The 25,549-nt window shown below is 60.8% G+C and carries 28 protein-coding genes and 5 pseudogenes; 15 read left to right on the forward strand and 18 right to left on the reverse strand.

The features are described 5' to 3' along the window. Positions 1-193: 193 nt before the first annotated feature. Together AC07VR_RS30945 and AC07VR_RS30950 are read right to left on the reverse strand one after the other, a co-directional pair. Positions 194-535: a hypothetical protein gene (locus AC07VR_RS30945; RefSeq protein WP_494992919.1), complete on the reverse strand. Its 342-nt coding sequence runs from the start codon at positions 533-535 to the stop codon at positions 194-196. Positions 536-540: 5 nt separating this feature from the next. Beyond that, a complete protein-coding gene (locus AC07VR_RS30950; RefSeq protein ID WP_494992920.1) occupies positions 541-780 on the reverse strand; it encodes a hypothetical protein in 240 nt (79 codons plus the stop codon). Positions 781-862: 82 nt separating this feature from the next. Here AC07VR_RS30950 and AC07VR_RS30955 point away from each other — a divergent pair, with 82 nt between their 5' ends. Further along, complete coding sequence (locus AC07VR_RS30955) at positions 863-1,099, forward strand: hypothetical protein (RefSeq protein ID WP_495013560.1); 237 nt, start codon at positions 863-865, stop codon at positions 1,097-1,099. Here AC07VR_RS30955 and AC07VR_RS30960 read toward each other — a convergent pair. After that, a complete protein-coding gene (locus tag AC07VR_RS30960) occupies positions 1,096-1,437 on the reverse strand; it encodes a LysR family transcriptional regulator (protein WP_495013561.1) in 342 nt (113 codons plus the stop codon). The two genes, AC07VR_RS30955 and AC07VR_RS30960, sit on opposite strands and share 4 nt — an antisense overlap. 148 nt (positions 1,438-1,585) lie before the next feature. On the opposite strand from AC07VR_RS30960, the gene AC07VR_RS30965 reads away from it, so the two are divergent. Next, positions 1,586-2,206, forward strand: a complete 621-nt coding sequence (locus AC07VR_RS30965) for an isochorismatase family protein (RefSeq protein ID WP_494992923.1) — start codon at positions 1,586-1,588, stop codon at positions 2,204-2,206. Between the two features lie 187 nt (positions 2,207-2,393). Here the strand turns inward: AC07VR_RS30965 and AC07VR_RS30970 are convergent, their stop codons facing one another. Continuing rightward, positions 2,394-4,394, reverse strand: a complete 2,001-nt coding sequence (locus AC07VR_RS30970; protein WP_495013562.1) for a peptidase U32 family protein — start codon at positions 4,392-4,394, stop codon at positions 2,394-2,396. Positions 4,395-4,530: 136 nt separating this feature from the next. Continuing rightward, positions 4,531-4,911, reverse strand: a complete 381-nt coding sequence (locus AC07VR_RS30975; RefSeq protein WP_495013563.1) for a RidA family protein — start codon at positions 4,909-4,911, stop codon at positions 4,531-4,533. Positions 4,912-5,103: 192 nt separating this feature from the next. Here AC07VR_RS30975 and AC07VR_RS30980 point away from each other — a divergent pair. Next, positions 5,104-5,205: pseudogene (locus AC07VR_RS30980) on the forward strand (LacI family DNA-binding transcriptional regulator); the annotation flags it as partial. Positions 5,206-5,426: 221 nt separating this feature from the next. Further along, positions 5,427-6,263: an SDR family NAD(P)-dependent oxidoreductase gene (locus AC07VR_RS30985; protein WP_495013564.1), complete on the forward strand. Its 837-nt coding sequence runs from the start codon at positions 5,427-5,429 to the stop codon at positions 6,261-6,263. A gap of 97 nt (positions 6,264-6,360) precedes the next feature. On the opposite strand, the gene AC07VR_RS30990 is transcribed toward AC07VR_RS30985, so the two are convergent. The 5 genes and pseudogenes from AC07VR_RS30990 to AC07VR_RS31010 form a co-directional block, all read right to left on the reverse strand. Continuing rightward, positions 6,361-7,275, reverse strand: a complete 915-nt coding sequence (locus tag AC07VR_RS30990) for an AraC family transcriptional regulator (RefSeq protein WP_495013565.1) — start codon at positions 7,273-7,275, stop codon at positions 6,361-6,363. 220 nt (positions 7,276-7,495) lie between these two features. Further along, positions 7,496-8,560 (reverse strand): alpha/beta hydrolase family protein, encoded by a 1,065-nt coding sequence (locus AC07VR_RS30995; RefSeq protein ID WP_495013566.1) that lies wholly within the window; start codon positions 8,558-8,560, stop codon positions 7,496-7,498. An 80-nt stretch (positions 8,561-8,640) separates the two neighbouring features. Then, positions 8,641-9,018, reverse strand: a complete 378-nt coding sequence (locus tag AC07VR_RS31000; RefSeq protein ID WP_495013567.1) for a DUF1330 domain-containing protein — start codon at positions 9,016-9,018, stop codon at positions 8,641-8,643. A gap of 196 nt (positions 9,019-9,214) precedes the next feature. After that, positions 9,215-9,313 (reverse strand): annotated as a pseudogene (locus AC07VR_RS31005) (2-hydroxycarboxylate transporter family protein); the annotation flags it as partial. A 224-nt stretch (positions 9,314-9,537) separates the two neighbouring features. Then, positions 9,538-10,473, reverse strand: a complete 936-nt coding sequence (locus AC07VR_RS31010; protein WP_494992930.1) for a Ppx/GppA phosphatase family protein — start codon at positions 10,471-10,473, stop codon at positions 9,538-9,540. A gap of 221 nt (positions 10,474-10,694) precedes the next feature. Between AC07VR_RS31010 and AC07VR_RS31015 the strand changes: the two genes are divergently transcribed. Beyond that, complete coding sequence (locus AC07VR_RS31015; RefSeq protein WP_494992931.1) at positions 10,695-10,907, forward strand: hypothetical protein; 213 nt, start codon at positions 10,695-10,697, stop codon at positions 10,905-10,907. A gap of 275 nt (positions 10,908-11,182) precedes the next feature. On the opposite strand, the gene AC07VR_RS31020 is transcribed toward AC07VR_RS31015, so the two are convergent. Next, entirely contained in the window at positions 11,183-11,401 is a 219-nt protein-coding gene (locus AC07VR_RS31020; protein ID WP_495013568.1) for a hypothetical protein, read from the reverse strand. A gap of 167 nt (positions 11,402-11,568) precedes the next feature. Here AC07VR_RS31020 and AC07VR_RS31025 point away from each other — a divergent pair, with 167 nt between their 5' ends. The 5 genes from AC07VR_RS31025 to AC07VR_RS31045 all read left to right on the forward strand — a co-directional run bounded on the left by AC07VR_RS31025 (position 11,569) and on the right by AC07VR_RS31045 (position 17,407). Beyond that, entirely contained in the window at positions 11,569-12,945 is a 1,377-nt protein-coding gene (locus AC07VR_RS31025; RefSeq protein WP_495013569.1) for a pyridoxal-phosphate dependent enzyme, read from the forward strand. Beyond that, the gene (locus AC07VR_RS31030) at positions 12,942-14,120 is read left to right on the forward strand and encodes a cystathionine gamma-synthase (protein ID WP_495013570.1); all 1,179 of its coding nucleotides are present in this window, start codon (positions 12,942-12,944) and stop codon (positions 14,118-14,120) included. The genes AC07VR_RS31025 and AC07VR_RS31030 overlap by 4 nt, the downstream gene beginning before the upstream one ends. A 590-nt stretch (positions 14,121-14,710) precedes the next feature. Next, positions 14,711-15,451: a response regulator gene (locus tag AC07VR_RS31035; protein WP_494992933.1), complete on the forward strand. Its 741-nt coding sequence runs from the start codon at positions 14,711-14,713 to the stop codon at positions 15,449-15,451. Then, positions 15,448-16,761, forward strand: coding sequence for an ATP-binding protein (locus tag AC07VR_RS31040; protein ID WP_495013571.1), 1,314 nt, complete (start codon positions 15,448-15,450; stop codon positions 16,759-16,761). The genes AC07VR_RS31035 and AC07VR_RS31040 overlap by 4 nt, the downstream gene beginning before the upstream one ends. A gap of 127 nt (positions 16,762-16,888) precedes the next feature. Next, positions 16,889-17,407 (forward strand): HvfX family Cu-binding RiPP maturation protein, encoded by a 519-nt coding sequence (locus tag AC07VR_RS31045; RefSeq protein WP_495013572.1) that lies wholly within the window; start codon positions 16,889-16,891, stop codon positions 17,405-17,407. 359 nt (positions 17,408-17,766) lie between these two features. Here AC07VR_RS31045 and AC07VR_RS31050 read toward each other — a convergent pair whose 3' ends face one another. The 4 genes and pseudogenes from AC07VR_RS31050 to AC07VR_RS31065 all read right to left on the reverse strand — a co-directional run. Further along, complete coding sequence (locus AC07VR_RS31050) at positions 17,767-18,519, reverse strand: HvfC family RiPP maturation protein (protein ID WP_495013573.1); 753 nt, start codon at positions 18,517-18,519, stop codon at positions 17,767-17,769. Then, complete coding sequence (locus AC07VR_RS31055) at positions 18,512-19,369, reverse strand: HvfB family MNIO-type RiPP peptide maturase (protein ID WP_495013574.1); 858 nt, start codon at positions 19,367-19,369, stop codon at positions 18,512-18,514. The genes AC07VR_RS31050 and AC07VR_RS31055 overlap by 8 nt, the downstream gene beginning before the upstream one ends. A gap of 69 nt (positions 19,370-19,438) precedes the next feature. After that, positions 19,439-19,882 carry an HvfA family oxazolone/thioamide-modified RiPP metallophore gene (locus AC07VR_RS31060; protein ID WP_495013575.1) on the reverse strand — a complete coding sequence of 148 codons (444 nt, stop codon included), beginning with the start codon at positions 19,880-19,882 and terminating at the stop codon, positions 19,439-19,441. Positions 19,883-20,320: 438 nt separating this feature from the next. Next, positions 20,321-20,512 (reverse strand): annotated as a pseudogene (locus tag AC07VR_RS31065) (glucarate dehydratase); the annotation flags it as partial. A 13-nt stretch (positions 20,513-20,525) separates the two neighbouring features. Here AC07VR_RS31065 and AC07VR_RS31070 point away from each other — a divergent pair. Beyond that, positions 20,526-21,310: pseudogene (locus AC07VR_RS31070) on the forward strand (LysR substrate-binding domain-containing protein). A gap of 203 nt (positions 21,311-21,513) precedes the next feature. On the opposite strand, the gene AC07VR_RS31075 reads toward AC07VR_RS31070, so the two are convergent. Next, on the reverse strand, positions 21,514-21,921 hold the full coding sequence (locus AC07VR_RS31075) for a hypothetical protein (protein WP_495013576.1): 408 nt from the start codon (positions 21,919-21,921) through the stop codon (positions 21,514-21,516). 734 nt (positions 21,922-22,655) lie between these two features. On the opposite strand from AC07VR_RS31075, the gene AC07VR_RS31080 reads away from it, so the two are divergent. From AC07VR_RS31080 to AC07VR_RS31090, 3 genes and pseudogenes are all read left to right on the forward strand, one after another. Then, on the forward strand, positions 22,656-22,955 hold the full coding sequence (locus tag AC07VR_RS31080; protein ID WP_495013577.1) for a hypothetical protein: 300 nt from the start codon (positions 22,656-22,658) through the stop codon (positions 22,953-22,955). A gap of 48 nt (positions 22,956-23,003) precedes the next feature. Further along, on the forward strand, positions 23,004-23,321 hold the full coding sequence (locus AC07VR_RS31085) for a hypothetical protein (RefSeq protein WP_495013578.1): 318 nt from the start codon (positions 23,004-23,006) through the stop codon (positions 23,319-23,321). Between the two features lie 387 nt (positions 23,322-23,708). Beyond that, positions 23,709-23,867: pseudogene (locus AC07VR_RS31090) on the forward strand (bifunctional NADH-specific enoyl-ACP reductase/trans-2-enoyl-CoA reductase); the annotation flags it as partial. 26 nt (positions 23,868-23,893) lie between these two features. Here the strand turns inward: AC07VR_RS31090 and AC07VR_RS31095 are convergent. Both AC07VR_RS31095 and AC07VR_RS31100 read right to left on the reverse strand, forming a co-directional pair. Beyond that, positions 23,894-24,598 (reverse strand): SDR family oxidoreductase, encoded by a 705-nt coding sequence (locus tag AC07VR_RS31095; RefSeq protein WP_495013579.1) that lies wholly within the window; start codon positions 24,596-24,598, stop codon positions 23,894-23,896. Between the two features lie 225 nt (positions 24,599-24,823). Then, complete coding sequence (locus AC07VR_RS31100; protein WP_495013580.1) at positions 24,824-25,321, reverse strand: MarR family winged helix-turn-helix transcriptional regulator; 498 nt, start codon at positions 25,319-25,321, stop codon at positions 24,824-24,826. 26 nt (positions 25,322-25,347) lie between these two features. Between AC07VR_RS31100 and AC07VR_RS31105 the strand changes: the two genes are divergently transcribed. After that, a partial coding sequence (locus AC07VR_RS31105; RefSeq protein ID WP_495013581.1) for a ubiquitin family protein occupies positions 25,348-25,549 on the forward strand: 202 nt, incomplete at its 3' end.

The raw sequence follows: 25,549 nt of genomic DNA on the forward strand, positions 1-25,549 counted from the left end.
GACGCTCTGCGTCCGCTGTAGAGATGACGCAGAGCGTCACCGGATGCATTCCCACGCGGGAGCGTGGGAACGATCAAAGCCTTAGTTGATTCGCAGAAAAAAAAGCCCCGCAACCGAATGCGGTGCGGGGCAAAAAAATTGGTTGGTTGCGGCCAACCAAAGGAGCTCTATGAAAAGCGTTTACGGGCCGGGGTCAGATGCAATCCTGTGCGGCGCGTTCAAAACTCGAAGGCAGGAAGTTCGAGGCCAGCAAATGCCGCTCGTAGATGAACACCTTGCCGCCGTTCCCGGCCTTGTAGGCTTCCAGCACGTTGTCCGCCGAGACTTTGCTCGGCACCACGATCCGGTAGCTGCGCTGGGTCTGCGAGACAGTCGGGTTCAACGCACTGCCCTGCAATTTCGGTACGACGCAGTCGGCGTATTGGGCAGGGGTCTTGTTGGTCTGCAAGGTCAGGGTCGGATCGTTCGGCGCGGAGGCACAACCGGCGAGCAGCAAAGAGGCAAACGCCGTGGCAGACACGAAAAAAGGGCGCATCGGTCTCATCCTGAAAATAAAAGGTTCGGTTCATCAAACAGCGGAACTGCGTCACGAGCGCCGCCATTGCCATTGGTGTTTTGTGTGTTCAACCAGGTGCAGTAACCACTCCGCCCGTCAGCTGGGCTGACCAGAGCCAGTCGGGTCAATGTCTTCATGGAGCAAAGTTCTTGAGCCGCGTGTTCGATGGAGGCGATTTTCCGACTATTGCCGACAAAGCAGAACTTGCGTTTCGTAATGGTCATTATCACTTCTAGCAATAGTTGCGCGCCGTGCAGACGGATGCACACTCCATCACAACCAGAAAAGATTGATGAGGATCTCTCCTTGAGAACTTTTGACCTGATCCGCGACGCCGTTTTGCCCGATTTCCGTGACCGGGTGGCCGAGTATTTGATCCAATACGAAACCGTACTGTTGTGCGAAAACGCGCCCGACCCGGAGCTTGCGCGGGCCACCGCCAATCAGTTGCGCGGTTATTTGCGCGGGTTGAACACCACGCGGGTGCTGGGCATAGCGGATTGGGAGGAGCTGGATCGACGAGTGGTGAATACGTGGCTTTAGCGCCCGACCAAACACAGGCTCGACTTCCCGAACTGCGCCGCAGCATCCGGGCCGCCAACGCCCTTTCTTGCGATCTGAAGGTGTCCACTGAGCAATAACACCGGACGAGCCACCTTCAACGGCGGGGCCAGCGCGTGGCGATGGAACTCCGCGCCGATTTCCGTCACGACAAAACGCCGTGACGTGCGCTGAATCAGCCGTGCACCCAGCGATGCCTCCAGCACGAGGATGCGCCGGCTGATGCTAGACTTGGGTACGTCGAGCGCCCGAGCCGCAGCCGTGATGCCTTGGTGTTCGACCACCCTGGCGTAGTAGTAGACGTCACTGAGATCGAGCATCGGCAGCCCTCGGTGCACACGGCAGCCGACGTCTCGCGTCGACTTATCGTCCCGTCGTATAGACGATGGTTCTCATTTTGGCTAATTGTTCTCGGATTGTCCCAGCGCCAAGGTTAATGCATCTCAACCCGCCCCGGAGAGCCTTGCCATGAACTCGCCCCAGCTCCACGAACGCCTGACCCGCGAAAATGCCATCCTGCTGCTGGTCGACCATCAGGTCGGCCTTTACACCGGCGTGCGCGACATCGACACACTGGCCCTCAAGCACAACGTCGTCGGCCTGGCCAAGGCAGCGCTGGCGCTGAAGTTGCCGATCATCGTCACTACGACGACCGAGGGGATGTGGGGGCCGCTGATCCCTGAGCTCGTCGAAGCGCTGCCGGGTGTGAAGCGCATCGAGCGCACCACCGTCAATGCCTGGGACGAGCGTCGCGTCGTCGATGCGGTCAAGGCGACCGGCCGCAAGAACCTGATCGTGACGGGTATCTCGACCGACGTTTGCCTCGCCTTCCCGGCGATCTCGGCAATTGCCGACGGCTACAACAGCTATGCAGTGATCGATGCTTCCGGCGGCTTCACCCAGACGCAAGTCGCCATGGGCGTGGCGCGCATGCAACAGGCCGGCGTGATCCCCGTCGGTTATTCGAGCGTCGCCGTTGAGATTCTGGCCGACAACGCCGCACCCGAAGCCGAGGCCGTCTACGCTGCGCTCGGCATGCCCTTCGCCGGCCTCGTGTATGGCCTGAAGCAGTACTTCTCGCACAGCTGAGCGCCTACCGATTCACCACCAACCCTCCCTCTACAAGGAGTAAGGAAATGAGCAAGAAGAGCTATACGTAGACCAGGTTCTGCGCGGACGATGCAGCGCTTGTCCTGGATGGTTTCCTGCCCCTTGATCGCGCGAAGTTTGGCCAAGCGCGCGGGCGCGGTGCCGTAACTTCGCGCTCGCCCGTCACTCAGTGCGGGCCACGAGGGATAGTCTTGAGCAGGTCCTCTGGGCTGATGTGCCCGACGACCGACTGCACCGCGCTGCCCGGTTGCGGCAGGTCAAGGATGTGACCCTTGATCTTGCCGACCACGTGCATCTCGCAGGGCTTACAGTCGAACTTCAGCGTCAGCACCTCGTCGCCGTGTATCAGCTGCATCGGCGCGACCTTGGTGCGCACGCCGGTGACGCCCTTGGCTTGCTTGGGGCACAGGTTGAAGGAGAAGCGCAGGCAGTGCTTGGTGATCATCACCGGCACCTCGCCGGTCTCCTCGTGGGCCTCGAAGGCCGCGTCGATCAGCTTGACCCCGTGACGGTGATAGAAGTCGCGGGCCTTCTGGTTATAGACGTTGGCCAGGAACGACAGATGCGACTCCGGGTACACCGGTGGCGGCGTGGTCTCGGCCTTGCGTCCGCCCCGTGGGTGGGCATTGATGCGGGCCGCGGTCAGCGCTTCGATGACTTCGCGGCGCAGGGCCTTGAGCTGCGAGTTGGGGATGAAGTACGCCTGCGGTGCATCCAGTTTGACGTCCGTGGCGTGGTACTCGGTAGTACCCAGCTGGCCGAGCAGGTCGTGCAGTTGCTCCAGGGCCTGTTCCGGCTTGTTGGCCAGGCCGAACGGACCGTCCAGGGCGACGCTGGCGCTGATGCCCTCCTCGCTGGTGGCGGTCAGTTCCAGGCGTTCCTCGCGCAGGCGAGCGACCCAGGCAAGGCCCACCCGGCGCTCGGCGGAGGTCTTGAGCAGGGCCTGCTGCCAGTTGTGATCCAGGTTGCGGCTCAGCGGGTGGTTCGGCCGTAGCTTGTACATCCCTTCCGGCATCTCGTTGGGCTCGACGCGGTAACGGTAGCGTTTTTCGCCGTCCTCCTCGAACTCGCCCTTGGGTTCGGCGATGTTGGCGCGAAAGCCCACCACTTCGCGCTTGACCTGCACGTTGAGGCCATCACCGTTGGACAACGGTTCATGGGTCACCACCTGCAAATCGCGCTTGCCGACCTTCTCCACCACACCCACCGGCAGGCCGGTAAAGGTTGGCGTGTCGAAGGCGCCTATGTCGATCTTGCGCTCGCTGACGAAATAATCGGTGCTGCCACGGTGGAAGGTCTTTTCCGGGTCGGGCATGAAGAAGTGCGCGGTGCGGCCGCTGGAAGCACGGGCCAGGTCCGGACGGTCTTCGAGGACATCGTCCAGGCGCTGGCGGTAATAGGCGGTGATGTTCTTCACATAGCCCATGTCCTTGTAGCGCCCCTCAATCTTGAACGAGCGTACGCCGGCCTCTACCAGGGCGCGGATGTTGGCGCTCTGGTTGTTGTCCTTCATCGACAGCAGGTGTTTCTCGAAGGCAACCACGCGGCCCTGGTCGTCTTTGAGGGTGTAAGGCAGGCGGCAGGCCTGGGAGCAGTCGCCACGGTTGGCACTGCGACCGTTCTGCGCGTGGGAAATGTTGCACTGGCCGGAGAACGCCACGCACAGTGCGCCGTGGATGAAGAACTCGATCGCTGCATCGGTCTCGTCCGCGATGGCGCGGATCTCCTGGAGGTTCAGCTCGCGGGCCAATACCAGTTGGGAGAAACCGGCCTGATCGAGAAACTTGGCCCGTGCCAGGGTGCGGATGTCGGTCTGGGTGCTGGCGTGCAGCTCGATCGGCGGGATATCCAGCTCCATCACACCCAGGTCCTGGACGATCAGCGCGTCGACGCCGGCATCGTACAGTTGGTGGATCAGCTTGCGGGCCGGCTCCAGCTCGTTGTCGTGCAGGATCGTATTGATGGTGGTGAACACCCGGGCGTGGTAACGACGGGCGAACTCCACCAATTGGGCGATATCGCTCACCTCGTTGCAGGCGTTGTGGCGGGCGCCGAAGCTCGGGCCTCCGATGTACACGGCGTCGGCGCCATGCAGGATGGCCTCGCGGGCGATGGCCACGTCGCGGGCGGGGCTGAGCAGTTCCAGGTGATGCTTGGGTAGGGACATTTTTTTTAGTCTGGCTTGTCACGGTCAAGGCACGCATTGTAGCGGCGAAACGCTTGACCGGCACCCGTGTGCTGCCCGGTGGCGGCCGCTCGCTGAGCGGGGCCGCCGGATAAGCTCACGGAATAAGCCCGCGGGTTCAGCCCCGGGCCGCCATCGCGGTGACTTCCACGCGCATGCCTTCGACCGCCAGGGCGGCCACGCCAACGGCGGCGCGAACCGGCCAGGGCTTGGCGAAGAAGCGCTGGTAGACCTCGTTGAAGGCGGCGCGGTCGGCCATGTCGGTGAGGTAGATGGTCAAATGCAGGACCCGGTCCATGGAACTGCCGGCGCGCTCCAGCGCTACCTTGAGCGCCTGCAGGGTGCACTCGCTCTGCAGGGCGATGTCGCCCAGCTCCAGGCTGCCATCGGCGCGGGTGGGAATCTGAGTGGAGACCAGCAGGCCGCCAAAACCGGCGACGTCAGAGGAGATGGATTCCGGGTCGGGGTCGGGGATGAAGGTGAGGTCGTGGTTTGCCATGGGGATCTCTTGCTTGAGGTGGTAAAGGGGCGGTCGTGTATGGGCGGTGGGCCCGACATCGTCAGCGGGCTCGGTCCGCCAAGTCCGCAGGGGCATTCAATGAGGCAACGCCTTTTGCGCGGCCAGTTTACAGCGCCATCGTCGGGCCGTTCGTGAATTAGCTCGAAAACCCGGAAGGCAAGCAGATGGGCGTTTGCCGTGCTGGTGTATGCCCATCAGGCCGACGGGGTGATTCAGCTACGCGCTTGCGATCCGATTGAATCGTCTACTCCGAGCGCCGAATCCCCCCCGATATCGAGAAAAATCCATCGGGCGTTTCTGATGCAATTCCGTCATTTCAGGCAAGAAATGCACCGATCCATGCAAGCTGTTTCACAGCGGGCCGCAGACAATGGCAGCGGGAACAAACGCTTTACGCTTGCCACTTGCTCACCTTCATTCGTGATGCATGACCAGCCACCGTTAAAACCCGCCTCCCGAGCAGCACGCACACAACGAGAAATGAGGAACAGCACATGACTGAGAAAAAAGTCTGGATGATCACCGGCGCAGGTCGCGGGCTGGGCGTAGACATCGCCAAGGCGGCGCTGGCCGCCGGCCACGCAGTCGTCGCCACCGGTCGCAATCCCGAGAAGGTCGCGGCAGCACTTGGCGCCCACGCTGACCTGTTGACCATCAAGCTCGACATCACCCGCCTTGAGGACGCCCAGGCCGCGGCCAAGGCGGCTGTCGAAAAGTTCGGTCGCATCGATGTGCTCGTCAACAACGCAGGCAATTTTTACGCGGGCTTCTTCGAAGAGCTCAGCCCCGAGCAGGTCCGCGATCAGATCGAGACGCTGCTGTTTGGCCCGATGAACATCACGCGCGCCGTGTTGCCGGTGATGCGCAAACAGCGCTGCGGCCTGTTGCTCACCCTCTCCTCCACGGCCGGCATCACCGGTGGACTGTTCTGCTCAGCGTACGCCGCGGCAAAATTCGGGATCGAAGGCTGGATGGAATCGCTCACCCCGGAGATCGCCCCCTTCGGTATTCAGACGATGCTGGTCGAGCCCGGTTTCTTTCGCACCGAGCTGCTCACCACCAGCTCGACCACCTACGCCACGCCCAACATTGACGACTACGTGCAACGCACCAGGGAGACCATCGCGGCCTGGAACAGCATGGACGGTAAGCAGGGCGGTGATCCCGCCAGGCTCGCCACCGCTCTCGTGCAGTTGGCCGGGCTCGAGAAGCCCCCTGCCCGTTTCGCCGCCGGTGCCGATGCCGTACAGACCTTCGAGGCCAAGGCCAACGATCTCCGCGCCCAGGCCGACGCCTACCGAGCGCTGTCTTCCTCCCTCGCCTACGACTGACAGAGCCGATGAAACCACGACGCGCGGGATGATGAGGAGGCCAATGCTGATCCCGATCGTCGTCGCCAACACCGCCAGAATCAGCAATGGCCTGCCATCAATGCACGCGCATGCGCTTGATGTCCCGCTGCGGCGGCTCGCCAAACAACCGGCTGTATTCGCGGCTGAACTGGGATGGGCTGACGTAGCCCACCCGGTCGCCCGCGCTGCCGGCATCGACGTTTTCGCTAAGCATCAATTGCCTGGCCTGCTGCAACCGTAACTGCTTCTGGTATTGCAGCGGGCTGATGCCGGTGACGGCACGAAAGTGCTGACGGAACGTTGAGGGGCTCATGTGCGCCCGGGCAGCCAGTTCATCCATGCGCAGCGGCAGACAGAAATTCAGCTTGAGCCAGGCCACCGCCTTGGCGATCTGCTGGCTGGGCGAACCGGCGGTGACGATGTGGCGCAACTGCGGACCGTGGGGACCGGTCAGCAGCCGCACGATGATTTCGTCCTGAATCAGTGGCGCCAGTTGCGGCAGCAACACCGCTTCGTCCAGCAGGTCAACCAGCCTGACCAGGGCATCGAGGGTGGCCGCATCCAGCGTCTGCACCGTGATCGGTCGATAAACACAGTCCTTCGGCGGCTGCGGTAATTGCATCTCGGCGGCAATGCGCATGATCGTTGTACTGTTCAGTAACAGCATCAAGCCGAGAAAAGGCTGCGAAACGCTGGCCCGCGTCACATGAGAAACCACGGGCAGGTCAACGGTGCTGAGCATCGATTGGCCCGCAGCATAGGACAGCACTTCGTCCGCCACCATCACCTGCTTTGCGCCCTGGACCGTCACCCCCAGCCCAAGCCCGTAGAGGCAGTGCATCGGCGCCGTCGCGGCCTTGCGCCGATGAACAGTGAGTGCAGGAAGCGCGGTGTTGTAATCGCCATCAGTCGGGGCAATTCGGGCAATTGCGCGAGCAAGCGCGCTGGTATCTACGGCGCTGGGCGTATTTACTTTATCTTCGGGACGCACTGTCAACTCCAAGCGTTTGACTCAATGCTCAAAGCATAGCGCTCTGTGCAGTCGCAAATTCGCTGCCTGACCTGACGCCTTCATTTCAGGCAGTAAAATGGTGGATGGTTGGATACTCTCCTTGATCCAACCCAGGCGTTAACCGTCGCGGTCATCCGCGGCTCAGTCAACAGGCTGGCGGCCCGTTGTGCCGGCTCGATTCAGCAATCCCGTTTGTGGGTCATGCAAAGTGGGAATCAAACCACTCCAGCATCAGTTCAGGATGAGTCCCGAAGTAGTTGTAACCCTGAAAACGCTGGTCCGTCCCCTCAATCCAGAACAGTTTCTTGTCGCGCGAAGAGAGGGTATCGAAGATCTCCTGCACGTTCGACGGCTTGGTCAGAAAATCGTTACGGACCTGGGCGACCAGGGTCGGAACGGTCACGGCCCTGGCATATTCCATCGGCCAGACGTCGGCCAGGCGATAGCCCGTGCGCGTGTGGAAGGCCACGTCGAATCGTTCGACACCATCGGCGATTTTTTGCGTTTGCATGGCGGTTTCGACGAAGACTCGCGGCGTCACCGGTTGCAGCGCAATCATCGCCTTGATGTGCTGGAACTCTTGCGGGTGCTTTTTCATCCCCACGATGGTGGCATTGGCACCCAGGCAGCGGCTGTACAGCGCGGTCTTCATGTCCTTGGTGTCGGACCGGGATTTCGCATAGCGCAAGGAGCCAATCACGTCACGGTACTCCAGCACACCGTGGCCATTGACCCCACCGCTGCCCGTTCCGCTGCGGCCATGGTTGCGCATGTCGTAGGCAATAATGGTGTAGCCCGCCTCGTGCAGAATTTTGTATTCCGGCAGGAAGTTCACCTCGAAGCCACCAAAATTTGTCCAGGGCTCCAGGTGCCCCGGGTAGCCGTAGCGGTTGCAGGGCATCGGATGGTTGCAGATGATGAGCCGGTCTGATTTGCCCGGAATGAACCAGCCCTCGATTGTCACGCCATCCATTGCCGGAAAGAAGATCTCCTCGTACTCCATGTCGTACTCATTCGGCCATCTCAAGATGGGCGTACGCGTCGAATGCGCCATCAAGTCGGCCAGACCATTGATGAACTCGTCGGATTTTACTTCGGGCATTTTGATACCTGTGCTGGTTTGCTTGTCCGCAGCCTGAACGGCTCCGAGTGTGGCGGCCACAATCGGCAGCGCGGCGAGGGCCGCGCCTGCTTTCAGAATTTGTCGACGGCCGTGAGCAGGGACACTCTGCGGCTGAACAGTGATGTCACGGGGGTTGCCCATATCAAGCTCCTGATTACCGTTGAGAAGTCGATTCAGCTGAGTGTTGGGGGAACAGAACGCCCCTTGTGCATCGACCCCCACTACTGCTGCGCAGGCACCAATCCTTCAGTGATCACGACCGAGCCTTGGGTGGCCGCGATGCGAAGTTTCTTCGCCGCGGTGTATTCAGCAGAGTTGTAGAAGCGCTGAGCGTCGGCAAGAGTTGGGAACTCAGCGATAGCCATCACCGACTTTGGCTTGCCTTCGACTACTGGTGCGTTGAGGTTGAAAACGATCACCTTGCCGCCGTATTTCGGCGCGAGCGGCCCGGCCGCTTCCATGTACTTCTGGAACGTTGCCTGATCCTTGATTTCGTAGTTGGCGATCATGTAGCCGTGCGGTTGCGCATCCTGTGCCTGGCTGGTGGTGGCAAGCGCCAGGATGATCGCAGCAACACCACCTATGACGAGCTTCTTCATCGTATGAATTTCCATGGATTTGAATGGCAGACAGCACGAAACATCAGCCGATCCGGATGAGTCATCGGCGGTGAATCGTGGTGCTCGAAGTATGTGGTGCAGTGCCCGGAGCGAGTTGCCGGATCTGTTTCTTCTATTGCCTGATTCAGCGAATTCGCCCGCCGGGTCGTGAGCGGGACTCTGTCCTTACCTGAGATCAGGCAAACATTCTGAGCAGTAAGGTGGCCAGGATGACGGTTGCCCCCCCCCCGATACGCGTGGATATCTGCGTGAAGGGCATCAAGGACATGCGATTGGATGTCGAGAGAGGATTTCTTTGCTACTCCGAGCGCTCATAGAGCGCCCGGGCACTTGAGACTTGGATTCAGATATCGCTGGCGGGCCAGTCGCCGGAGCATACGGTATCGGCCTCTGCATCCGTAGATAGAGCAGCCATCAGGCTGCAAGTTCGGGAGCGGCAATGAATCCAGAGGCGGTTCACCTCGCTGATACCTGCTTCTCTCAGGTAGCTGTCCGTGATTAGTGTTTACACATCAGACCATGAAGAACCCCGAACCTTAAGCCTGGCTCGGATGGCGTCATATGCGGGATGCCAAATACCTTGAACGCCGCCAGCATGACCACCAGACCGCCAGGCAGGATGCTCAGGCGATGGCTTTGCAAGCCCGCCAATTTGAGTTGTTTGACATGCCCCACTTCGAGCAGACGCAACGACAGGCGCAACAGACCGCCGTAGGTGATACCACCTTGGTCATAGTCGTTCAATCCGTTGGCCTTGAGCACTTTGGCCAGCATCCGTGCGGTACCTGAAGAGCCGATAGTCTGCTGCCAACCCCGCGCGCGATAACGGCGCACCACTTTTTCAAACTGTAGAGTGGCCACACGCTCAGCCTCCAGGAGCGCCTGAGCCGTGATACGACCCCCTTGAAAGTAACGCGCACCAATGGTGCCGCTGCCAATGGCAATACTTTCGGTGACAAGGGGCTGAACGCCCCTCCCAAGAATCAATTCAGTGGAGCCGCCGCCGATATCCACGACCAGTCGCATACTCTCTGCACCAGGTATCCTATGGGCAACACCGGCATACACCAGTTGCGCCTCTTCATGCCCGGAGATGACGTCAATACGAAAACCCAGGTGCCGCTCCGCGCTGCCCAGAAACAGTTGAGCATTATCAGCTTCGCGCACCGCACTGGTCGCCACTGCCCGCACACGACCCGCCTCAAAGCCGCGTAATTTTTTGCCAAATCGCGCGAGCGCTTGCCATCCCCGATCCAGCGCCAACTCATCCAGATCCCCGCCTTGAAATCCCTCTGCCAAACGGACGGGCTCACGCAGGGTTTTCACTTCCTGGATCACGAACTGCTGGTTCCGTTTGACCGACTGACCAATCATCATGCGAAACGCATTGGAACCCAGGTCAATGGCCGCAAACAGGGAGGCGTCGCCTTTCATGGGGGATTCCTTGCAAATTCATCAACCAGCAGGCGGATGCCTGCTGTGCGCTGAAGACGGTTTGCGAGGATCTTGCCATTAGTTCGATGACGCCAAGATGACACCCTCTAACCTTTTCAAATGAACAGACACCCGGCCAATCTACCTGGATAACCGTGATGCTCCGGCACACTAGCCATGACGCTGCTAGGCTTTTCAGTTCACTCTGAGGAAATGTCGCCATGCCAGCAACGCCCCAACTGCCGGACATACTCGAAACCCTCCACGAAAACCAGCTCGCGCTTGCCGACGCCATTGAGTCGATAGCGATGTGGATCGATCAGAGGGGATCCACTGGCGTTTCCAGCACCGCTCTTGGAGCTGTCGCCACACTCGACTTGAACGCCGAGTCCGTCAGAAAGGGAATTGAGTCGCTGAGAAAAACCCTCAGATGAAACCCGTCAACCAGGTGCCTGCGCCGCTTGCGAGTCGCTATTGAGATCTCGAAATGGTACGAGCTTTTTTGCCTGGGCCCGTAATTGACCTGCACCACCTCACGAAGAAAGGGCTCCAGTGATGCTGATCAGAATCGAGGAAGTGAACACGCCCGAAAGCTGGGTTGTCTGGATGGATGCATGGTGCGTCAAATTTCGCAGTTATGCAGAAGCCGAAGCGTTCGTGAAAAGACTGGAAGACCGCATAAACGCATCGCATCCCTTGCCCATCAGCATTAACAGACCTGTAGCAGAGCTGTCTTAAGGAGCCGTCTTCGATGCACCAGTAAATTCGTCATCGAGAACCAGCGCTCGCACGTCACCAAAGCCAACACCATCATCTTGCGCTCCAGACAGACCGACTGCGCCGCCTGTGCAATGAAGGCAATGACGCGGCTCTGGCTGGCGTAGGCGTAAATGTGCGCAGAGGTTGAGCGCACTGCAATTGTGTTCATCCGGATGGTTGTCGTTTCGGCGGCGACGCTACCGGCTGGCTGCGCAAGGTTGCGGGCGGCGCAATCCCGGCCTATGTTCCAAGCGAGACATTGCCAGCAACTGGCGCACGATAACTCGCCGCAGGTTGCTGTCCATCCAGTGCCGATTGCTGCAGCGAGGTGACGACATGCCGAACGACTCCCGCCCCGCCGTGCTCGAACTGATCGGCAATACGCCGCTGGTGCGTGTCAGCCGCTTCGATACCGGTCCGTGTACGCTGTTCCTCAAGCTCGAATCGCAGAACCCCGGTGGTTCGATCAAGGATCGTATCGGCCTGGCGATGATCGACGCCGCCGAGCGCGATGGCCGCCTGCGACCCGGCGGCACCATAGTCGAAGCCACCGCCGGCAACACCGGCCTCGGCCTGGCCCTGGTCGGCCGCGCCAAGGGTTACCGGGTGGTGTTGGTGGTGCCGGACAAGATGTCCACCGAGAAGGTCCTGCACCTCAAGGCGATGGGCGCCGAGGTGCACATCACCCGCTCCGACGTCGGCAAGGGCCATCCCGACTACTACCAGGATGTTGCTGCGCGGCTGACGCAGGAGATTCCCGACGCCTTCTTCGCCGATCAGTTCAACAACCCGGCCAACCCGCTGGCCCACGAGTGCAGCACCGCTCCGGAGATCTGGGCGCAGACTCAGCATGATCTGGATGCCATCGTCGTCGGCGTCGGTTCGGCCGGCACGCTGACCGGGCTGACCCGTTTCTTTCGCCGCGTGCAGCCGGACCTGGCCATGGTGCTGGCCGATCCCGTCGGCTCGGTGGTCGCCGAATACAGCCGCAGCGGCACCCTCGGTACGCCCGGCTCCTGGGCGGTGGAAGGCATCGGCGAAGACTTCATTCCGTCTATTGCCGACCTTTCCAGCGTGCGCCAGGCCTATTCGATCAGCGACGAGGAAAGCTTCGATCATGCCCGCCAACTGCTGCGCGCCGAAGGCATTCTCGGCGGCTCTTCGACCGGCACGTTGCTGGCGGCGGCACTGCGCTACTGCCGCGAGCAAACCGAGCCGAAGCGGGTGGTCAGCTTCGTCTGCGACACCGGCACCCGCTACCTGTCGAAGGTCTACAACGACCAGTGGATGACCGATCAGGGCCTGATGCAGCGTAAGCACTACGGTGATCTGCGCGACTTGATCGCGCGGCGCTTCGAGGATGGCCGGGTGATCAGCGTGGGCCCGGACGACACGCTGCTTACCGCCTTCCAGCGCATGCGCCTGGCTGATGTGTCGCAACTGCCGGTGCTGGTGGACGGACAGCGGCTGGTCGGCGTGATCGACGAGTCCGATATTCTGCTTGGCGTGCACGAAGACGCTTCGCACTTCCGTATGACCGTCACCAGCGCGATGACCGACAAGCTGGAAACGCTGCCGCCCGGCGCCAGTCTGGCTGAACTGCAGGCGGAGCTCGACCGTGGGCTGGTGGCGATCATCAAAGACGCCTCGGGCTTCCACGGCCTGATTACCCGCGTCGACCTGCTCAATCACTTGCGGAGATCCCTGCCATGAGTCAGCACGACGAAACCGCCGCGCCACGCGCCTTCGCCACCCGGGTGATCCATGCCGGACAGGCGCCGGACCCTTCCACCGGGGCGCTAATGCCGCCGATTTACGCCAACTCCACCTATGCGCAGCAGAGCCCCGGTGTACACAAGGGCCTCGACTACGGGCGCTCGCACAACCCCACGCGCTGGGCGCTGGAACGTTGCGTGGCAGACCTCGAAGGCGGTACCCGTGCATTCGCCTTCGCCTCCGGGCTGGCCGCGATCTCCACCGTGCTCGAACTGCTCGACACTGGCGCGCACATCGTCTCCGGCAACGACCTGTACGGCGGTACTTTCCGACTGTTCGACAAGGTGCGCCGGCGCAGCGCCGGGCATCGCTTCAGCTTCGTCGATCTGACAGACCTGGCGGCCTTCGAAGCGGCGCTGCAGGACGACACGCAAATGGTCATGGTCGAGACGCCGAGCAATCCCTTGCTGCGCCTCACTGACCTCGCCGCCATCGCGCGCATCTGTCGCGAGCGAGGCATCATCTGTGTGGCCGACAACACCTTTGCCAGCCCGTGGATACAGCGCCCGCTGGAGCTGGGTTTCGATATCGTGCTGCACTCGACGACCAAGTATCTGAACGGCCACTCCGACGTGATCGGCGGCATCGCGGTGGTCGGACAGAACGCCGAACTGGCCGAGCGCCTGGGCTTCCTGCAGAACGCGGTGGGTGCTATCGCCGGGCCGTTCGACGCGTTTCTCACCCTGCGCGGCGTGAAGACCCTGGCGCTGCGCATGGAACGCCACTGCAGCAACGCGCTGGAGCTGGCGCAATGGCTTGCGCGTCAGCCGCAGGTGGCGCGCGTCTATTATCCGGGCCTGCCGTCGCACCCGCAGCACGAACTGGCGCAGCGGCAGATGCGCGGTTTCGGCGGGATGATTTCCCTCGACCTGAACAGCGACCTGGCCGGCACCAAGCGTTTCCTCGAGAGTGTGCAGATCTTTGCCTTGGCCGAGAGCCTGGGCGGGGTGGAAAGCCTGATCGAGCACCCGGCGATCATGACCCACGCCAGCATTCCCGCAGACACCCGTGCGCAGCTCGGCATCGGCGATGCGCTGGTGCGTTTGTCAGTGGGTGTCGAGGATGTCGAAGACCTGCGCGCCGACCTGGCCCAGGCGCTGGCGCGGATTTGAATAGATAGTTGCAGGAGCGAATTTATTCACGATAAAAGCGCCAATGAACTGGCAAGCGAACTTGCAGCTTATCTCGCAAGGCGCTTGCCGGCGGGCAACAGCGACATGACTAGCCTCTCCTTATGTCGGAGAGATTGTCGCAAGAATACCAATCACGATCGTTAACGCTAAAAATCCGCCCAAGAAAATTGCAAGCTTAGCCATTAGGCCTCCTGAATGAGAGGTTTGCGGTACAGCGAAAATCGAGTCACATAGCGACTCTCCCATCAGGCTCAACTGGTGAGGCCGGCCGGGAGGATCATTGTCCGACGGACGCTGGTTTCGATACAGATGCAGGTAGCGAAGAAAAACACGGATCAGTGCAACGGGCTGGTCTGTTGAGTGATTCGCTTCACTGCGAGGAGGAAGCCCCCTCCCCGTTGGCATTCATTTCAGGCTTGGGAGTTGTTGCGGATGTGTCCGTGACGGGGGCCGGTTGCCTCTCCACGTATCTGCCGGCGCACTGGATACACTGCAATACAAAGCGCGGCAGGCAAGTGCCATCGGGCTCTGTACACTTCAGGGCACAACCACAGCACAGGTGCCGGGCGATGGAGCATGTCGATCACATCCTGATCGTTGACGATGATCGCGAGATCAGGGAACTGGTAGGCAACTACCTGAAGAAGAACGGACTGCGCACCACCATCGTTGCCGACGGCCGGCAGATGCGCGCCTTCCTCGAATCCAACGCGGTCGACCTGATCGTGCTGGACATCATGATGCCCGGCGACGACGGCCTGCTACTGTGTCGCGAGCTGCGCGCCGGCAAGCACAAGGCCACGCCGGTGCTGATGCTGACCGCACGCAACGACGAAACCGACCGCATCATCGGCCTGGAAATGGGCGCCGACGACTACCTGACCAAACCCTTCTCTGCGCGCGAGCTGCTGGCGCGCATCAATGCCGTGCTGCGCCGCACGCGCATGCTGCCGCCGAACATGACCATCAGCGAAAGCAGCCGGCTGATCGGCTTCGGCCAGTGGCGCCTGGACACCACCGCGCGTCACCTGCTGGACGGCGACAGCACCCTGGTCGCGTTGAGCGGCGCCGAGTACCGTCTGCTGCGAGTGTTCCTCGACCACCCGCAACGGGTGCTCAGCCGCGAGCAGTTGCTCAATCTCACCCAGGGCCGCGAGGCGGATATCTTCGACCGCTCCATTGACCTGCTGGTCAGCCGCCTGCGCCAGCGTTTGCAGGACGACGCCCGCGAGCCGGCCTACATCAAGACAGTACGCAGCGAAGGTTATGTGTTCTCCCTGCCCGTGCAACTGGTCGAGCCACAATCGTGAAGAGCCTGCCGCGCTGGCCGCGCACCCTCGCCTCGCGCCTCGCGCTGATCTTCTTCACCGGGCTGGTACTGGCCTACGGGTTGTCCTTCAGCTTCCAGTTCTACGAGCGCTACCAGAGCGCGCGCTCGATGATGCTGGGCAACCTGGAACGGGACGTGTCCACCTCGGTGGCGATCCTCGACCGCCTGCCGGCGGCGGAACGCGCGGATTGGCTGCCACGGCTGGAGCGGCACACCTACCGCTACCGCCTCGACGACGGCGAACCGGGCCAGGCGCTGGACCTGGACGAGGCGCCCATTGCGGCACTGTCCCTCGACAAGGCCATCGGTCGCCAGTACGCGCTGGACTTCCAGACCATCCCCGGGCCGGTCCCCCACTTCCAGGTCCATCTGCACATGGCCGACGGCAAACCGCTGACCGTTGACGTGACCCCGGCACCGGTGCCCCTGTCGACATGGCTACCGATCGTGCTGCTGATCCAGCTCGCCGTGTTGTTGCTGTGCACCTGGCTGGCCGTGAAAACCGCGATTCGCCCGCTGACGCGCCTGGCCCAGGCGGTGGACCGTCTCGACCCCAACGCCCCCGGGCCGCACCTGGATGAAACCGGGCCGCGGGAAGTGGTCTACGCGGCGGTGGCCTTCAATGCCATGCAGGCGCGCATCGCTGCCTACCTGAAAGAACGCATGCAACTGCTGGCCGCCATCTCCCACGACCTGCAGACGCCCATCACGCGCATGAAGCTGCGGGTCGAGTTCATGGACACGTCCGCCGAGAAGGACAAGCTGTGGAACGACCTCGAAGCCATGGAGCATCTGGTGCGCGAAGGCGTGGCCTATGCCCGTAGCGTGGAGGGCAGCACCGAGGCCAGTTGCCGGGTGAACCTTGACGCCTTCCTCGACAGCCTGGTGTTCGACTACCAGGACAGCGGCCAGCAGGTGGACCTGTGCGCGAAGAATGGTGCAGTGATCGAAACCCGGCCCCATGCCTTGCGCCGGGTGCTGGTGAACCTGATCGACAACGCCCTCAAGTTCACCGGCGCCGCGCAGCTGGAAGTCCGTTCCGGCGCAGGCCATACGACGCTGATCCGAGTGCTGGACAACGGCCCCGGCATCCCCGTCGAGGAATTGGAAGAAGTGCTCAAACCCTTCTACCGCCTGGAAACCTCACGTAACCGCAGCACCGGCGGCACCGGCCTTGGGCTGGCCATCGCACATCAATTGACCCAGGCCATCGGTGGCACCCTCACCCTGTCCAACCGCGACGGCGGCGGCTTGTGCGCGCAGATCGAGCTGTGCGGTCCGGCGGCCTGAGGGCCGCCTCTACACTGGGATACACAACGGCCTGCGGCGGACACACTGCCGATAAGACCGGTTGCAAGAATCCTGAACACAATAAGCGACGGCACCCCGCCGTCGCCGGTTGAATCAGGAGCTCTCCATGAGAACCATCGCCTTGCCATCGGGCTGGAAACTGTTCGGCATCCTCGCACCGCTGAACCAACTGGGCGCCTGGAGCGCCGACCTTGCCCTGCGGGTGTTCCTCGCCTGGGAGTTCTTCGAATCCGGCAGGGAAAAATGGAACGGCGAAAACTGGTTCGCGCAGATCCAGTCCGCCTTTCCCTTCCCCTTCAACCACCTGCCCGCCACCCTCAACTGGGAACTGTCGATGTGGACCGAACTGCTCGGCGCCCTCTTCCTGCTGCTGGGCCTGGGTACGCGGCTGTCGGCGCTGGTACTGATGGTGGTGACGGTCGTGGCGATCGCCGCCGTGCACTGGCCGGCGCAGTGGTCGAGCCTCGCCGAACTGGCCCGGGGTTACGCCATCAGCAACCAGGGTTTTGGCAACTACAAACTGCCGGCCATCTACCTGGTAGCGCTGTTGCCGCTGCTGCTGAGCGGACCGGGCAAACTGAGCCTGGACTACTTGCTCCAGCACTGGCGCCGGCAACGGGCCTGAGCCCGCAAAAAAAGCCCGTCGCAAGACGCAATGCCAGTCAGTTAAGGAATTTCAGGTTCAGCACTGCCCCCCGTAGCAGCTGCCGAAGGCTGCGTCCGGCGGCGAAGCCGTCGCAAATCCTGCTTCCACGATTTGTCTGGAATACCGCAGTGACTGTTTTACGACTGCTGCGCAGCCGGACGCAGGCTTCGCCAGCTGCTACTGTCCGCGTAATGTCTTGACTGACTGGCATTAGTCGCAAGACGGGCTTAGTGAGATGGTCCGCCTGACCGAGAAGCCCTGCAGGTTTACGCTTGCAGGGCTTTCTCGTTTTCGGTCGTGGATCACGCCTCCCCCGGTGTGGAAGCGGCAGTGGGGATTCAGAGGTGGACCTGGGTGCCGATCACGATGCCCTGGGCGCGCAGCGACTCCAGTAGCGCCAGGCCCTGGAGCTGGATGGACTGGGCATCGCCACCGGCCGCTGCGGCCAGGGCCTGCAGGTGCTCCCGCCCACTGCGCGGGTGAGCGGCCAGCGAGGCCAGCAGGTGATACGCCAGAGGCGCCAACCGGGCAAAATGCACCTGGTGCCCGGCATCGCGGTGCACCAGCAGCAAGGTCGGCACTTGCGGTGCCTCGGTGGGTTGATGGTCCGCAGCGATGCGGGTCACCGGCCAGCGGTACGCCAGCGGCATGGCCAGGCAGGACAGCAGCGGGACACCGGTCAGCAGGTCACCGTCCTGCTGGTGCGACGGGTCCTGGGCGTCACTCAGGTACAACTGCGACTCGACCCACTCGTAGTGGGCCAGCTCCACCTGCCAGGGCGCGGCCGGGTCGGTATCCGCCTGCTGCTGTTGCAGGTAGGCGACGAACTCTTCGGCGATGCCCGTGAACAGTGGCGTCTGGCTGCGATGCCCGGCATAGAAGTCACGCACCCGGGCATGCCAGCGTGCATCCCCGAGGGTGGACCGCAGCACCGGGAAGTTGCCGGCCAGCAGCCCTTCGATGGCGTTGTAGAACAGCTCGCGATAGACCTTCAGGCGCCGCGCCTCGATGCCCGGCGGCGGCGCCTGACGGGCCGGGTCGCGCAGGTGGCGGGCCAGGGTGAATTGTTGCTCGCGCAGGGTTTCAGACATGAGCGGCACTGCTGTTGGCAAGCGCGCCAAGACAGGCCTGCTGGATGGCTCGGATGCGCCCGGTTTCTTCCAGCAGGTCGACCAGCGGCGGGTAGTTGAAATCGCGTTCCAGCACCGTGGGGTGCACGCCGAAACGCTGGTAAGCGGCGGCCAGCAGCGCCCACACGCCGTCCCTCACCGTAGCGCCGTGGGTGTCGATCTTCAGGTCCGCGGCTTCGTCGTAGTGGCCGGCGACATGCAGGCTGGTCACCCGTTGCAGCGGTAGCGCGTGGAGGAATGCCAAGGCGTCGTAACCGTGGTTGCAGGCGTTGACGAACAGGTTGTTGACGTCCAGCAGCAGGTCGCAATCGGCCTCTTCCAGCACCGCTGTGATGAAGTCGATCTCGCTCAGTGCCTGGTACGGTGCGGCATAGTAGCTGATGTTCTCCACCGCGATGCGCCGGCCGAGGCGCTCCTGGGTTTCGCGGATGCGCGCGGCGACATGCTGGATGGCCTCGTCGGTAAAGGGGATCGGCATCAGGTCGTAGAGATGGCCGTCATCGGTGCAATAGCTCAGGTGCTCGCTATACAGGCTGACCTGGTAGCGTTCGAGAAACTGTCGCGTGCGGACGAGAAAGGCCCGGTCCAACGGCTCGCTGCCACCCAGTGACAGCGACAGCCCGTGGCAGGCGACAGGAAAGCGTTCGGCCAGGCTGGCCAGCCCCTCGCCAAAGGCGCCGCCGACGCCGATCCAGTTCTCCGGCGCGCATTCGAGGAAGTCCACCGCGCCGTCCTCCATCGCCAGCAGCGCGGGTAGCAGCCCACGGCGCAGGCCGAGCCCGGCCTGGATTGGGTTATCGATCATGCTCATGGTGTGGCTCCGGAAAAACGCACGATGCCCCGCCTGCCAGGCAGGAGGGGCGCGGCGCAAGGGGGCAGGTCAGGACTTGTCGTTTTGCAGGTGGCTGAACAGGCCGTCGGGCATCGGCTTGCCGTTGGCCTGGTAAATGGCCTTCAGATGGTCGTAGGCCTCGCGTTCAGAAATGAAGCCGTCGTGGTTGCTGTCGATCTTGTCGAAGTCGGCGGCGCGATCCTTGGCCACGACCAGAAACTCGTCGCGCGAGACCTTGCCATCATGGTTGCTGTCGGTGCGTGAGAAGGACGCATCGCCGCACTTGCCCTCCCCGCATTTGCCTTCGGCCTGGCTCACCTTGGTGCCGGCGCCGCATTTGCCTTCACCGCATTTGCCTTCGCCGGCGGTTTTTGCCGAGGCCAGTTGGTAGCCCTGGGCCAGGGGTTGCACCGCGAAAGCAGAACCGCTGAGGAACATTCCGCCGACCAGGGCGGCGCCGATCAGGCCAAGGGTGCAGTGGGTACGAGACATGGTAATTCTCCGGTATGGATTACGGCAGCGCCGTAGGGTTTGCGCTGCCCGCCGGGGCGGCGCGTCGCAAGGTCATGGCTCGAACAGGGTTGAGGTCAGCGGGAGGTGGCATTTGCCGGATCCTTACCTCGCATGGCCCGCCGTGTTCGGGTGTGGCCATTTCGAGGGATGGATGTATCACCGGTGTATCCCGGCGCGAGGGGTTTTGTAAGGCAGTTGCAACACACAGCCGCGAGATACAGTGTGTTACAGCGGCGCGGACGGCAGACGCCGGCCAGGAGGTCTATGTCCTCAAGGGGGGATGCCCCCCACCACGCCAAGGATCAGCGCAAGTCAGGGTCATCAAAACCCGTGTTCGCGCTGACACAGTTCAGCGCGCCCTGCCCACCGCCCCGCCCCGACGGGCTTGCGCCCCATCAGGCCAAGTACCGGACGGGCTCAAAAACGCGGTTTGATGGTCTTCCACTCCGGCTTGTAACGTTGCATCTGTTTCACGTCATCGCGCTGTCGAATGCCGCATGTCAGGTATTGGTCGTGCAGCTTGCCCATCTGAGCGTGATCCAGTTCAGGACCCAGCCCGAGCGCACGGGAGATCTTCACGCAGCCATCGACGATGGGCAGCTTGCCGCCTTAGATCCAACTGTTGGAATACCACCTGGGCGTCGAGCTGTTCACCCGCAGCACCCGTAGCGTCGCCCTCACCGCCGCCGGCCGCGCCTTCTTCGTCGAAGCGCCGAGCCTGCTGGAGCGCGCCCAGCAAGCCGCAGTGACCGCCCGACGCTTCGCCGAGGGGGACATCGGCTCGGTCGATATCAGCTTCGTCGGCAGCGCCGGGTACGAATTTCTGCCCAAAGTCATCGCTGAAGCACGGCTCAAACAGCCCCATGTCAAAATCGACCTGTCGGAGATGAACACCTGCCAGCAGCACGAAGCCCTGCGCGCCCGCCGTATCGACCTAGGCATCGTCCGCGCGCCCTTGCTGGAGCCGGGTTACGCCACCGAAGCCTGGTGCGCGAGCCGTTCGTACTCGCCGCCCCCGGCAACCACCGGCTGGCCAGTGCCGAAACCGTGTCAGTCGAAGACCTCGACGCACAACCCTTCCTGATGTACGCCCATTCCACCTACCAACCATTCAACGAGCTGCTGACCGGCACGCTCCGCTTCGCCCGCGTGGCCCCGGAGTACGTGCAATGGCTTGGCTCATCATTGACCATCCTGGCCATGGTCAACGCCGGAATGGGCTTGGCCCTGGTCCCTCGCTGCGCCACCAGCGTCGTGTTCAAGAACGTGGTGTTTCGCGATATCGATTTGGGAGAAGGAGTGCAGAGCGAGTTGCATTTGATCTGGCGCGAAAACAATGACAATCCGGCGTTCACGATGTTACTGGAGGGGATCCGCAGGGCTGCGAAGGAGGAATGGGGATTGTGAATAGCCAGAAGCCTTGAATGGAGTCCACCAGGAAGTTTATCGCCCCAGCCTCCCTGGACACAGGAAGATGTCTGATAGACAGATTCGGGGCGCGTCTTGCCATTCGTAATGGACAGCTAACGGCCAGTTGCGGACATTCGGTATGTCACGAATTAAGGGCCGCTCAATCCTCAGTGTATGGCACGTAAGGTTGACGTTTATAATCATTGGCTTCCAGCAGGACTGCTCCACATCAGCACGGCCAAAATAGCTGCAGCGATGATGCTGGGCGCAAATAAAGCGATGCTGACACTAAGCGGATGAACACCGAAAATCATGACCGCAGCTGCAAGCATTCCGCACAACAAGCCGACCATCAACCTGACCTTGCTTCTGAATCTGGGTCGCGACCACAGTAGTCCAAAGTAGATCCGCCACCCCGAATAAACCCCAAGCCAACCGAACACTACCATCGGGAGTATCAGCGGAGCCGAGAAATCGCCTTGTAACAAACTCACGATTGAAACCATCAGCCCCATAACACCGAATAATGCAGCAAACGCCGTCGGCGGAACCATTGCAAACAACGCCATTGTTGTGAGTAAAACCCTACGTTTTGTGAGAGGGGTCATTGACCGACTCCTGTTGGCTCAATAACCGAAAAGAGTAGTCACGATATTCGATTGCAGCTATACGCGATCCCGTTCTCGGCCAGGAGTCGGAATACAGATTGTCCGCTATGGGTCGGTTGCCTTCCTTCGCGACAGGCAAAAAACGGCGATTGTGTTGAAAAAGTCGGCCCTTCCAGACTGCCTGCGTACTGACTGCTGAAAACGCCTTTTTTGCGCGCAGCTACGCGAAATCTGAGCCCGCAATCCTCTGCTCAAAGTAAAGATTTCAATCTCAAACGCATACTTTTCTGCCGTGGAAACCATGGCCGACTTTTTCAACAGAATCGGCCAAAAGCAGTCATTGGATTGATAGCAAGAAGCGGTGTTCAAATGGCTTACAAACAGCCTGAAACCACATCTTGCGCATTTTACATTGCAGGTATTGGCTGTTTCGCATAGCCAGTGCCGCAGATTGCCTGCTGACGACGGCCAGGCGCCGATCTTGGCGTCTAATCAGGGACGTGCGCGACGCAGTGGCCCTGTCAGCGTTAGCAGCCAGCAATACACCGGCTGGGGAAATGATGGTAACGGTGTCTGTTCAGCCGGGGCTTACTCGTGTTGAGCCAAAGGGCAATAATATGGATGTTGGAACTGGCTATACCGATCACAGTGCTAGACTCAAAAAACCTGATATGCAAAATGCGCGACCAAGCTGAATGGTATTATTTGGAAACCTCTATCAGAAGGGAATAAATATGAGCGCAACGAAAGACAATATTATTTCAGCCATAAAAGTTTCTGGCATATTCACCATCTTGATAAGCGGAATATATGTGATTCTCATCCCGGCTCTTGCTCCAGACTACAAGACGTCTTCTATCTTGGTAGTTGGAGTCGCAATACCTGCATTGATAAATGGATATGCCGGCTATCAAGTCGCAGCAGGCGACATATTACTCATCAAAATCGGCTTTAGCTTTTGCTATGCAATAGCAACAATAATTCTTATATTTTTATTGTCGCTATTTATAATCGTCAACATCCGTGGAGCATGACTCCTCTCGGTGCAATTACGTTAATTTTGGCGGAAGAGGGTATTCAAAATGACCCACGAAAGCGAACTCTTATTTATCGGAAGGTTGGCAATCCTACCATTTGCCTTTGTTGAGTGGGGAGTTTTGCTTTGGTATGTGAGTTCATTGCAGCGATTTCGTGACAATTTTCTGAAAAAATTTTTAGGTGGAGCCGTATCTATCGCGACCGTTTTCGTAGTGATATTCGGACAGATGGAAGTCTACGCAACAATCACTTCTATACCGCATCCAGTGGACGACAATTTTTTCTTTATTGTATTTTCCATTGAACATGCTGCATCTATCTTTTTGCTCTTCTATATAACAATTAAAAGCCGCAATCAGTAGGGCGGTGAACCGACCCTGGTTTTGTAGACACATCTGAGAGAATTTTTGGCTGATTTTAGCAATCGTAAATGTCCGCAATGGGTCTAGGCTGTGTGAAAACGTTTTAGAGCGAGTTTGACACTCAGAACCGCAACGGAAATCGCATTCCTACGCAAATTTTAGGTCTGCTGACCAGCCAAACGCTGCCAGATTTTACGTAGCAACGCAGACTTCAAAACGATACATGCGTTTTCACACAGCCTGGACCGGTTGCAGCCCTTCTTGACAGTCAGCAATCGACCCGTTGCCGTCATTCAGGTCGCAGCTCGGCAACGGCCATACTCGAAGTCTAACGGCCATTCGCCCACGTGGGATCGCCTGGCGCTTGTCGGTCTTTGCCGACATATGGACCAGGTCACGAACGAGAACCTGTACGAGCCGACCGACTTCGCCAGCTACAGGACCGACTCCCCGCGTCTGTTCGGCTCCGAGATCGCCGACGTCGACTACAAAGCTGACGTGAACCCGGACGTGAAGATCCCGGGCATCATTGAGGTCACGGCCTGACCCGACAGGCGACCGCTCCGGCGCCGTCAGTGCGGCGTCACCTCATTCAGATAGACGCCCGCCGACAGTCCGGCCTTCACCTGCCGCGTAAGCTCGTCAGTGCACACTTCCTCCGCGCCCGCCTCGATCGCGTCGTACGCTTGGCGCACGACGTCGGCCGGCGTCGCCTTCGGTACTTCCAGCCCGCGCGTCAGATCCGTATCGATAAAGCCGGCATGCAGCCCGACGACCTGTGTGTGCTGCTCGCGCAGCGAATGGCGCAGGCCGTTGGTCAGCGCCCACGCGGCCGACTTCGACACGCCGTAGCTCGACAGGATCGGCCGGTTCACCCAGCTCGCGACGGACAGCACGTTCAGGATTGCGCCGCCGCCGTTGCCGGCGAGGCTCGCCGCGAACGCCCGCGACATCGCCAACATCCCGAGCACGTTGGTTTCGAAGTGATCGCGCAACGCGTCGAGCGCGCCGTCGTCCATCAGGCTGCCGAGCCGTGCGATGCCCGCGTTGTTGATCAGCAGCGTGACGTCACGCGCCGCGTCGGCGGCCGCGGCCACTGCCGCCGGATCGGTCACGTCTAGCTTCACGGGCACGACACCCGGCATCGTCACGCTGGCTGGATCGCGCGCGCCCGCATAAACCTTCCGCGCCCCTCTATCGAGCGCCTGCTTCGCGAACTCGAGGCCAAGCCCGCGGTTCGCGCCCGTCACGAAAATGACAGCATCTTTGATTTTCATAATCTTTCCTTTCGAATGATGAATCGCATGCGCGCTGGTTCGCCCCGCGCGTGAGATCCGGTGGAAACAAGGCTGCAATCGCGTACCGACTCGTTGCACCGCCTAACGACCTTTTCTGCAAAGCCACTCGACACACCATCTGCGCTCGCGCTCTGCGACTGAGACCGCCGAGCCCTCGATGTGTCAAGACCGGAAAGGGATAGCGACAATACGACCGTTAATCGCTCATTCGCCGTTTCGGACTGACTTGATAAGATTGTTCCGCAGCGCCACGATCGCCTTTTGCACTTTAGCGAACTCGTCTGGCGCGAGGCCAGTCGCCTCAGAGAGACTCATAGTCAGGGCTTTTTCGCGCAGCTGTCGACCGTTTTTCGTGAGCCTGACCCGCACCTGACGCTCGTCTTCTGGATCGCGCTGCCTCTTCAGATAACCCATCACTTCAAGTTTCTTCAGCATCGGTGTGAGTGTGTTGGATTCGAGAAACAGCTTCTCGCCCAGACCGCTGACGGTCTGGTTGTCTTCCTCCCAAAGCGCAACGATCGTGATGTATTGCGTGTAAGTGAGCCCAAGCTCCTCGAGCATCGGCTTGTATGCCTTGCCGAACGCCAGGTTCGCGGAGTAGATCGCAAAGCACAAATAGTCTGACAGTGGCACGGCCTCAGCGGGCGCTTGGTTCGTAGTTTGGGGCCTGCCGGAGAAGATGTCCGGACTAGACTCGCTCATCCAGCAGCCCTGCCATACTGTTCAGCATGACCCGTGCAACCTTCCGCTTCTACGAAGAGCTCAACGATTTCCTGCCGGCCGAACGGCGGCGGCAGTCCTTTACCTGCGAGTGCGCGCGAGGGGCGACGGTCAAGCACATGATCGAGGCGCCCGGGATACCGCACACCGAGGTCGAGCTGGCGCTGCTCAACGGCGAGTCGGTGGGCCTCGAGCGGGTGATCTTCGACG

This window comes from Pseudomonas sp. GW821-FHT02H09 (assembly GCF_059421425.1).

What these genes read in the sequence shown, in the direction of transcription:
- AC07VR_RS31000 (WP_495013567.1), bottom strand. Translation starts at nt 9,018, where the DNA reads ATGAAGAAGCTCGTCATAGGTGGTGTTGCTGCGATCATCCTGGCGCTT.
- AC07VR_RS30945 (WP_494992919.1), bottom strand. Translation starts at nt 535, where the DNA reads ATGCGCCCTTTTTTCGTGTCTGCCACGGCGTTTGCCTCTTTGCTGCTC.
- AC07VR_RS31085 (WP_495013578.1), top strand. Translation starts at nt 23,004, where the DNA reads ATGACCCACGAAAGCGAACTCTTATTTATCGGAAGGTTGGCAATCCTA.
- AC07VR_RS31075 (WP_495013576.1), bottom strand. Translation starts at nt 21,921, where the DNA reads ATGACCCCTCTCACAAAACGTAGGGTTTTACTCACAACAATGGCGTTG.
- AC07VR_RS30950 (WP_494992920.1), bottom strand. Translation starts at nt 780, where the DNA reads ATGACCATTACGAAACGCAAGTTCTGCTTTGTCGGCAATAGTCGGAAA.
- AC07VR_RS31095 (WP_495013579.1), bottom strand. Translation starts at nt 24,598, where the DNA reads ATGAAAATCAAAGATGCTGTCATTTTCGTGACGGGCGCGAACCGCGGG.
- AC07VR_RS31015 (WP_494992931.1), top strand. Translation starts at nt 10,695, where the DNA reads ATGCCAGCAACGCCCCAACTGCCGGACATACTCGAAACCCTCCACGAA.
- AC07VR_RS30995 (WP_495013566.1), bottom strand. Translation starts at nt 8,560, where the DNA reads ATGGGCAACCCCCGTGACATCACTGTTCAGCCGCAGAGTGTCCCTGCT.
- AC07VR_RS31020 (WP_495013568.1), bottom strand. Translation starts at nt 11,401, where the DNA reads ATGAACACAATTGCAGTGCGCTCAACCTCTGCGCACATTTACGCCTAC.
- AC07VR_RS30970 (WP_495013562.1), bottom strand. Translation starts at nt 4,394, where the DNA reads ATGTCCCTACCCAAGCATCACCTGGAACTGCTCAGCCCCGCCCGCGAC.
- AC07VR_RS31025 (WP_495013569.1), top strand. Translation starts at nt 11,569, where the DNA reads ATGCCGAACGACTCCCGCCCCGCCGTGCTCGAACTGATCGGCAATACG.
- AC07VR_RS30985 (WP_495013564.1), top strand. Translation starts at nt 5,427, where the DNA reads ATGACTGAGAAAAAAGTCTGGATGATCACCGGCGCAGGTCGCGGGCTG.
- AC07VR_RS31060 (WP_495013575.1), bottom strand. Translation starts at nt 19,882, where the DNA reads ATGTCTCGTACCCACTGCACCCTTGGCCTGATCGGCGCCGCCCTGGTC.
- AC07VR_RS30975 (WP_495013563.1), bottom strand. Translation starts at nt 4,911, where the DNA reads ATGGCAAACCACGACCTCACCTTCATCCCCGACCCCGACCCGGAATCC.
- AC07VR_RS31030 (WP_495013570.1), top strand. Translation starts at nt 12,942, where the DNA reads ATGAGTCAGCACGACGAAACCGCCGCGCCACGCGCCTTCGCCACCCGG.
- AC07VR_RS31045 (WP_495013572.1), top strand. Translation starts at nt 16,889, where the DNA reads ATGAGAACCATCGCCTTGCCATCGGGCTGGAAACTGTTCGGCATCCTC.
- AC07VR_RS30960 (WP_495013561.1), bottom strand. Translation starts at nt 1,437, where the DNA reads ATGCTCGATCTCAGTGACGTCTACTACTACGCCAGGGTGGTCGAACAC.
- AC07VR_RS31035 (WP_494992933.1), top strand. Translation starts at nt 14,711, where the DNA reads ATGGAGCATGTCGATCACATCCTGATCGTTGACGATGATCGCGAGATC.
- AC07VR_RS30965 (WP_494992923.1), top strand. Translation starts at nt 1,586, where the DNA reads ATGAACTCGCCCCAGCTCCACGAACGCCTGACCCGCGAAAATGCCATC.
- AC07VR_RS31100 (WP_495013580.1), bottom strand. Translation starts at nt 25,321, where the DNA reads ATGAGCGAGTCTAGTCCGGACATCTTCTCCGGCAGGCCCCAAACTACG.
- AC07VR_RS31080 (WP_495013577.1), top strand. Translation starts at nt 22,656, where the DNA reads ATGAGCGCAACGAAAGACAATATTATTTCAGCCATAAAAGTTTCTGGC.
- AC07VR_RS31010 (WP_494992930.1), bottom strand. Translation starts at nt 10,473, where the DNA reads ATGAAAGGCGACGCCTCCCTGTTTGCGGCCATTGACCTGGGTTCCAAT.
- AC07VR_RS31050 (WP_495013573.1), bottom strand. Translation starts at nt 18,519, where the DNA reads ATGTCTGAAACCCTGCGCGAGCAACAATTCACCCTGGCCCGCCACCTG.
- AC07VR_RS31055 (WP_495013574.1), bottom strand. Translation starts at nt 19,369, where the DNA reads ATGAGCATGATCGATAACCCAATCCAGGCCGGGCTCGGCCTGCGCCGT.